The following is a 7,104-nucleotide window of genomic DNA, read 5'->3' as shown; positions in this document are numbered from 1 at the left end:
GGGTCGGGGTGGGCTCGTCGGTCGGGGTCGGGGCCGGGGTCGACTCATCCGGCGCCTCAGTCACGGTGACCGTGACCACCCCGTCGAACTTCGCGTACTTCTGGCCCGAGCTGGTCTCCTTGAAGGGGATGCTGTACGTCCCCGCCTTGGTGAACAACAGCTGGTTGCCCAGCGGCACCACACCATCGGGCAGGGAGAGCACGTTGGGAACGATGACGTTGCCGTTCTGGTCGCGAAGTCCCAGATCCACCGGCAGGTTCACCTGGGCATCACGGCTGACCTGCTGCTTGAGCGCCCCCCAGCCGCGCCAGGTGCGTCCGGCCATCGGCGAGAGGTCGCCCACCTGGTTGCTGTGGATGATCAGCCAATTGAGCTGCGGCAGACTCTTGATGAAGGAGAGATCCTCCACACCAGTGGATTCCAGCCCGAGGTCGGTCAGGTTCACCAACGCTCCCAGAGTGCTGTGATCGGCGATGGGGTTGTTGCTCAGGTCAAGGTTGGTCAGCGCCAGGTTGGTGCGCAGCGGGGCCACCGAGGTGATGTGGTTGGAGCGGGCGTTGAGCTTGGTGAGCTTGGTCAGCCCGGCCAGTGGTTCCAGGGAGGTTGCTCCAGTCGTATGGATGTTCAGCTCCACCAGCGACGTCAGCGCGCCCACCGGAGCAAGGGAGGCCAACGGGTTGCGGTAGGCCAGCAGCTTCTCCAGGCCGACCATTCCCTTGACCGCGTCCAGGTCGGTGATCGCGTTGCCGGAGACATCCAGCGAGGTGAGCTGGGTCAGCGGCGCCAGACCGGCGATGCCGGCTAGGATCTGCTTCTTGTCCACCTTCTGGGAGCTGATCGAGAGATCCTTCAGCGCACTCATCGTGCCCAACGGGGTCACATCGCTGATGCGGTTGCCATCCAGGTCCAGCGAGGTCAGCCCGGTCAGCGATGTCAACGGGGTGACATCGGCGATCTGGTTGCCATCCAGCACCAGGGTGGTGAGCTTGGCAAGATCCCCCAGCGGGGTGACATCGGTGATCTTGTTCAGGGTCAGGTCCAGCGAAGTCAGGTTGACCAGGTGTTCCGCGCCCTCCAGGGAGGCGATGTTCTTGTAGAAGCAGCTCAGCGTGGTGAGGGACGCCATCTGCTCGGCGGTGATCGGGTCGTCCGCGGCCTGACCGAGCGCTTCGTTCAAGCAGCTGCGCAGCCCGGTATCGGGAATGGTGACCGGCTGGGCGGGGATCGACGGGCTGGGAGAGGGCTCGGCCGTGTCGAGTGCTGGCGGCGTCCACGTGGGTGGGCCGGCCGGAGTCGACTGGCTGACGAGGTGCCAGGCCTCGATGGAGCCGGCCTTGGGCTTGTAGCTGGGCGCGCCCAGGCTGGAGAACTCCCAGTCACCCCAGCCCCCCTCAGTCTGGTTCTTGTGCCAGTAGGACCAGAACACGTTGTAGTAGGAACAGCGCTCAGGCTGGTCGTTGATGCGGCAGATGAAGCCGGCACCGAGGGTTTGCAGCGTGAAACCGGCGGACTCGAGGGCTTCGATGCCATTGCCGAACTTGTCAGCACACGCACCCTCGGTCCTGCCGTCCATGTACTGGACGAGCACCCACACCTTCTGGGCTTCGACGCAGGCCTTCGCGTCGGCCGGGGAGGTTTCAGCGCGGGCAGTGGGTTGGCCCAGCCACCCCAGGGACAGGACCAGCAGCGCCAGAGTGGCGATGGCTGGCCGGGAGAGAATTCGCCTCATGGGGAACCTTCCGTAAGGGCCGCGGACTGATTGCGGCACCTCCGTGACGAGGCCCCGATCCCGCAGTCCACGGCAGGATTGAGTGAAACGTCACGTCTTGGTCCGGCTCCTCCACGCGGGAGTTACGGTTGCGGGTCAGCCTCGGAATCGCACCGAGTTCTCCACGCGACGAGGTGAGCGTAGCAGCCGCGCTCTCGGTGTCGGCGAAATCCCAAAGGGTCGTAGATTGGTGCAATGAGCATCCCCCCGCAATCCGGTCCCCAGCAGTGGGGGACGCCGCAGTATCCGCCGCAGCCCCAGTTCGCGCCCCGTGCTCCGAAGCCGTCCGATGGTTCCGGCATGCGCAGGGCGGGGAAGGTGCTGATGGCCATCTCGGCGGTGCTCGCGGTGATCACCGTCGTGTGCTCGGTGCTGAGCTACAACTGGCTGAAGGAGATCTCCGCCCTGGTCGACAACAGTGTCCAGGTGCGTGGTGGAACCGCCACGGTGACGCTGAACCCCGGCGACCGAAAGGCCATCTGGGTGCCCACGGGCGCTGCCGGACGGTGCGAGGTCGCAGGCCCGGACGGGGAGCCGCTCACCCTCGGCGGGACAGGCTCCGTCACGATCACGGCCAATCAGGATGAATACCACCGGATGGGAACCTTCACGGCCACCGAGGCCGGCAACCACACCCTGACCTGCTCCGGCGACTCCGACGGCATCCTGGTCGGCGAGGACTTCGACGCCGGCTCCGTCGCGCGCGGTGCCTTCGCCCTCATGGGTGCCATCGGTGCGGGGGTGACGGGTGGTGGACTGTTCCTGCTGGGCCTCATCCTCTGGCTCGTCGGACGCTCCCAGCGAACCCGGTGAGGTGGAAGGCTCTGCTCGGGGTGGGTGCATTCGCCTCGGGCAGCAGATCCGCACGCGACTCTCGAGCATCCATCAATCACATCCCCCAGGAGACCCCGTGAGGCATCGCATCATCGACTCGCCGCTGGGCCGACTGGCCCTCGTCGAGGACCCGAGGGGGGCGCTCGTCGCGGTCCTGGCCGAAGGGCAGAAGCACGCGCCGAAGCCCGAGGCGATGGGGGAACGCGACGACAGGGCGGCTCGGGACGCGTCCGAACAACTGCAGGCGTACTTCGCCGGACAGCTCGAGCGCTTCGATCTGCGCACCGCCCCGCACGGGACTGAATTCCAGCGCCGGGTATGGGAGCAGATCTCGCTGGTGCCCTACGGGGAGACGCGCACCTATGGCGAGGTGGCGCTCGCCCTCGGCGTCCCCAGTGCGTCACGCGCGGTCGGTGCGGCGACCGGGAGGAATCCGCTGTCCATCGTGGTCCCCTGCCATCGACTGGTGGGCTCATCCGGCGCACTCACGGGTTACGCGGGTGGGCTGGAACGGAAGCGGTGGCTGCTGGACCTCGAGCAAGGGCGCCGTTGGGAACCGCGAGGCAGGCGTGCCGTTCCTGCGGCTCAGGGGGTGTCGTAAGCGAGCCGCCCGCGCGTGAGACCCAGGATTACGCCCGCGAGCGCCGCCATCGTCAGGGCTGCGGGCCACGTGTTCTCGACCGGAGCGCCGAGCATGTTTCCGGCGAGCAGTAGCCCCCAGTTGAGAGAGTTGTGGGCGAGTATCGCTGGGACCGAACTGCCCTCGGAGGTGTTGAACACCCAGGAGAGCACGATCGAAAGCGCGACGATGAGCAGGACATAGGCGGCGAACTGGCCCACGTCCGAACGCGCGGTGTCCCACTCCTGCGTGAGGAACAGTGGGGCGTGCCAGAACGTGTGGACCACCCCGAGCCCCACGGCCGCCGCGAGCGGATGCATCGATCTTTGCATGCGGGGGAGCGCGAAGCCGCGCCATCCCGGCTCCTCCTGGATCGGGCCTCCCGCGAGGTAGGTGAGGTAGGTGGCGAGCGTGGTCGCGAGCATCGAGGCCCTCAGCCCCTCGGGGGTGCCGTCGGCAAGCACGAGGTAGGGCGTCGCCACAACGAGAGGCACAGCGAGCAGCGCGCCGAGGTAGGCGGCGCGGCGGCCACGGAAGGAGAACGCGCGGGCAAGGAAGGCTCTGGGACGCCCCGGGCCCTCGAGCACGCGGGTCATCACGAGCGCTGCCGCGAAGGGGCCTGCGAAGAGACCTGCCTGGTTGACAAGGGCAATGCCCTCGAACGGCAGTCTGAACGGGAGGACCCCGACGCCGCTCTCGGAGAGCCACCACGGCGACCATCCGAGCCACGATCCGACATACGCGAGCGCGAGGAAGGACAGAACAGGACGTCGCTGGGCGAGATCTTTCATGACGCCTCCGGGGCAGGTTCGGAAGGTGCGAGTAGAACAACCACACCATCTGTTGTATGCCAGAGGGGCATGACCAACGCCTGTACGCTCGGTGCCCCTGAAGCAGGTTCACCCATACCGTCTAGTCCCTGACGAAACCCAAGTGCTCGTAGAGGGCCTGGGCGGCCAGCGAGGTGCCCGCCCCCACCCTCAGCGACAGCTGTTCATCACCGGCGGCAGCGCACTGATTGGCTGCGTGCTGCACGAGTGCCCTACCAAGCCCCATGCCCTGGGCGACGGGATCGACAAACAGGTCGATGATGAAGGGCCCGTCGAGTTCGGCATCCCAGATGGATCGCTCGACAACGAAGACGGCACCGACAACGCGCCCATCATGGACGGCCATGGCCGATGCGTCGCAACGAAGGTCGCCATACTCACCGGCGAAGGTCTCGTGAATCTCCCGGACTGCCTCGTCCGTGGTAGTGCAGGCGATGCCGGGCGGGTAGGCGTTGAAGTAGGCCTCGGCGAGTTCCTGAGTGCGACCCCTGTCCAGGGGGACCAGTTCGGTGGGGGTCGACTGGGAGGTGGCGGCGGTCAGGTGCAGGGTCATGAGGTCAGAGGGCATGTGTGGTTCCGTTCGGGTCGTGATTGATGGCTGACGGCGCTCAGAGACGGACCATGGCTCGACCCTAGCCAGAGGCTCTGCAGGTGCTCAAGCGAATATCGACACAGCGGGACGCTTGTAGGCCGTGCCGGCCTGCGCTGTCAGGGACCGACATCCCGCATCGACACCGTCACCCGAACCACCCCCCACCTGGTCGTCACTCAGATGAGCAGGCGGCCGCCCGACCTCGACCTGCAAGAGGCGTGGCGACTCGGTCGAGACCTCTCACGGAGTGAATCTCGGCGATGCCGAGGGCTCTGAGGCCGTGGGCTGGCTGGGGAATCGTTCTGGCCAGCACTGATACGGATCTCAGCGTCTTGAGCAGACGAGTTATTGAGTCGCCGACCTGCGGTGGGGTCGCCTACGCTGGTTGGCATGTTGTTCTACGGCACTGCTTCGCTGCGTCTGCGCAACCGCTAACGGCGGCGAGCACCCTCCACAGGTTGTTGCTCCCGCCCCGGTGATCACGGCCGGGCGGCTCTTTTTGCGTGCCCGGCTCCGCAACAACCACGGAGCAAACAGTGCCTACCTATCGACATGGCCGTCATGAGCACGGCCAGAACTTTCTGACTGACCCATCCACCATCGCCACGATCACACGGCTCGTGGCCACCACCGTGGGCCCGATCATCGAGATCGGCCCAGGCGACGGAGCACTCACCACTCCACTGAGCCAGCTCGGGCGACCAGTGACAGCCGTCGAGATCGACACCCGCCTCGCCCGACGCTTGACTGAACGACTCCCGTCGCACGTGGAGGTCGTCGCCGACGACTTCCTGACCTACCGGCTCCCAACCTCTGCGTATGTGCTCGTCGGCAACCTGCCGTTTCACCAGACCACGGCCATACTTCGCCGCATCCTGCATTCCCCGGCATGGACCGATGCAATCGTGCTCGTGCAATGGGAAGTCGCGCGGCGCAGAGCGGGCGTTGGCGGTGCCACGATGATGACGGCGCAATGGGCGCCTTGGTTCGAGTTCACGGTTCACAGTCGTGTTCCCGCCCGCGCGTTCTCCCCGCGTCCGGGAGTCGACGGCGGAATCCTCACCATCCATCGCCGCGAGCATCCACTACTGCCCCTAGCACAGCGACGCCAGTTCCACGCGCTGGTCCACCGCATCTACACCGGCCCCGGCCGCGGTCTCACCCAGATCCTCGCGCGCAACACCACGTTCAACTCAGCACAGTCGGCACAGGCGTGGCTGAGACGCCACGACGTGAACGCTGCCGGACTACCGAAGGACATGCCCGTCGAGGCATGGGTGGACTTGTTCAAAACGACGGGCGCCTCACCACCGACGCGTCGCACGCAGTCATACACGGAAAGGGGCCGTCGATGAGCATCGAAGGCGCGGGGGTAGCCCGATCACGCCCACGATCGACATCTGCGCGATACCGCCCGCACCGACGCGGGTTGCGGCGACACGACCCTCCAGCACCGCGATCGTGTTGCGCATCGCAGCGGAATGCGCCCGCGCAATCAGCGCTTGCGTACCCGCGTCTGCCACGCCCCAGGTGGCGCTGACCGACTTGGGCGGGGAGAACGTGAGGTCGAACCCTGCAACGGCGGTGCGCGGTTTCTCGTAACCTCTTCTTCACGGATGCGCTGCACGGCCTCTTCCCGTGCCTCGCCTCGCAGGCCGGGGTCTAGTCGTGCAATGCGGCCCGCAATCCGCTCGCGTAGGGGATGCAACGAGGGGAACCTCTTGCCAAGCTTCTCGCCGGTAACAGGGTGGGTACCGTCACCGAGCAGTCGGCCAGGTGTTTCTCGGTTACCGTGTGGCCCTCGGTCAACGCTGGTGTTCGCCCGTCGTCGAGGCTCATCAGGCCGGTGCCGACCCACGTTCCGGGCGGGTTTCCGGTCTCGGTGTAGTACCGGGTTAGCGGGCTGCGCATCTCGCGGTCGCCGTCACCGATGACGACCGATTTCCACAGGTACTCGTAGTCTGTCAACGACGGTCGAAAAGGGGGCCGTTTCCGGCGGTTGAAAAGGGAGCCACTGGTTTGTGGTGTCTAGTCTGCCTGTTGCTCGAGGCGGGCGGAAGGCAGGGTGGTCATGGTGGTGTTCCGCAGCCGGTAGGACGCGCCCTTGAGTGTGATGACTTCGGCGTGGTGGACGATGCGGTCGATCATGGCGGAGGCGACGGCCTGGTCTCCGAAGACCTCTCCCCAACGACTGAAGGGCAGGTTGCTGGTCAGGATGATCGAGCTGTTCTCGTAGCGGGAGGCGACCAGTTGGAAGAACAGGTTCGCGGCGTCAGCGTCGAAGGGCAGGTAGCCGACCTCGTCGATGACCAGCAGTTGCAGCCGGGCGAGTTTGCGCAGCTCCGCATCGAGCCGGCCGGTGCGGTGCGCGGCCTGGAGGGGGACTATCCGATTAACGGTGTAAGTGGCGTTTTCTACTGGTGGGTGCTGGCCGCGGGCATGCGGTCAGCGAAGGTGGTGA

Annotated in this window: 7 protein-coding genes, 1 pseudogene and 1 riboswitch; of the genes and pseudogenes, 3 read left to right on the top strand and 5 right to left on the bottom strand. The window is 66.1% G+C overall.

All coding sequences use genetic code 11. The features are described from left to right. Positions 1-1,729, bottom strand: a 1,729-nt coding sequence (locus tag M3G03_RS12700; protein WP_259810497.1) for a leucine-rich repeat domain-containing protein, incomplete at its 3' end; no start/stop codon positions are given. A gap of 76 nt (positions 1,730-1,805) precedes the next feature. Further along, a riboswitch (cobalamin riboswitch) is annotated at positions 1,806-1,926 on the bottom strand. A gap of 37 nt (positions 1,927-1,963) precedes the next feature. Between M3G03_RS12700 and M3G03_RS12695 the strand changes: the two genes are divergently transcribed. Beyond that, a complete protein-coding gene (locus M3G03_RS12695; RefSeq protein WP_259810496.1) occupies positions 1,964-2,581 on the top strand; it encodes a hypothetical protein in 618 nt (205 codons plus the stop codon). Between the two features lie 97 nt (positions 2,582-2,678). Beyond that, positions 2,679-3,203 (top strand): methylated-DNA--[protein]-cysteine S-methyltransferase, encoded by a 525-nt coding sequence (locus tag M3G03_RS12690; RefSeq protein WP_259810495.1) that lies wholly within the window; start codon positions 2,679-2,681, stop codon positions 3,201-3,203. On the opposite strand, the gene M3G03_RS12685 is transcribed toward M3G03_RS12690, so the two are convergent. Together M3G03_RS12685 and M3G03_RS12680 are read right to left on the bottom strand one after the other, a co-directional pair. Next, positions 3,188-4,012 (bottom strand): CPBP family intramembrane glutamic endopeptidase, encoded by an 825-nt coding sequence (locus M3G03_RS12685; RefSeq protein ID WP_259810494.1) that lies wholly within the window; start codon positions 4,010-4,012, stop codon positions 3,188-3,190. The genes M3G03_RS12690 and M3G03_RS12685 overlap by 16 nt on opposite strands. Positions 4,013-4,133: 121 nt before the next feature. Continuing rightward, complete coding sequence (locus tag M3G03_RS12680; RefSeq protein WP_259810493.1) at positions 4,134-4,619, bottom strand: GNAT family N-acetyltransferase; 486 nt, start codon at positions 4,617-4,619, stop codon at positions 4,134-4,136. Between the two features lie 560 nt (positions 4,620-5,179). Between M3G03_RS12680 and erm the strand changes: the two genes are divergently transcribed. Beyond that, on the top strand, positions 5,180-5,998 hold the full coding sequence (gene erm, locus M3G03_RS12675) for a 23S ribosomal RNA methyltransferase Erm (RefSeq protein WP_259810492.1): 819 nt from the start codon (positions 5,180-5,182) through the stop codon (positions 5,996-5,998). On the opposite strand, the pseudogene M3G03_RS12670 reads toward erm, so the two are convergent. Together M3G03_RS12670 and M3G03_RS12665 are read right to left on the bottom strand one after the other, a co-directional pair. Continuing rightward, a pseudogene (locus M3G03_RS12670) lies at positions 5,972-6,169 on the bottom strand (relaxase domain-containing protein); the annotation flags it as partial. The gene erm and the pseudogene M3G03_RS12670 sit on opposite strands and share 27 nt — an antisense overlap. A gap of 502 nt (positions 6,170-6,671) precedes the next feature. Then, positions 6,672-6,983 carry an ATP-binding protein gene (locus tag M3G03_RS12665; RefSeq protein WP_311197558.1) on the bottom strand — a complete coding sequence of 104 codons (312 nt, stop codon included), beginning with the start codon at positions 6,981-6,983 and terminating at the stop codon, positions 6,672-6,674. Positions 6,984-7,104: the final 121 nt, after the last annotated feature.

It is taken from the genome of Aestuariimicrobium sp. p3-SID1156 (assembly GCF_025144225.1).
Lineage (GTDB): Bacteria > Actinomycetota > Actinomycetes > Propionibacteriales > Propionibacteriaceae > Aestuariimicrobium.
This window is presented reverse-complemented; position numbering and strand designations above follow the sequence as displayed.